This window comes from Pseudoalteromonas sp. NBT06-2 (genome assembly GCF_002276045.1).
Classification (GTDB): domain Bacteria; phylum Pseudomonadota; class Gammaproteobacteria; order Enterobacterales; family Alteromonadaceae; genus Pseudoalteromonas.
In genome coordinates, this window is record NZ_NQMR01000397.1 from 1 (window position 1) to 301 (window position 301).

Genomic DNA, 301 nt, shown 5'->3' on the forward strand with positions numbered 1-301 from the left:
CAACAATACAGCAAACTTTAGTGCAAGATAAAACATATTCTACTTATTCATTTAAAGCTACAGATGGCAATACTTTAGAAAATGTTATCGAAAAAACGTCTTTTAGTTTATCTGATGACGAAGAATATATTGTTTTTTCATACCTTGACCAAAATGAAGACTCTCAACTAGAGCCTACTTTAGGTACTGTTTTTGTAAAAGGTGAAGATATTGATGATAATCAATATCGCGTAATTATCATGCATATTTTCTCATCAAATACAGAGCTGTTAGATGTGTATACCCAAACCACTTCAAAATG

The 301-nt window shown here is 30.6% G+C and carries 1 protein-coding gene; it reads left to right on the forward strand.

Going from position 1 to position 301, the window contains the following annotated elements; genetic code table 11:
* Positions 1-301, forward strand: a 301-nt coding sequence (locus CJF42_RS27960; RefSeq protein WP_170940795.1) for an HHA domain-containing protein, incomplete at both ends; no start/stop codon positions are given.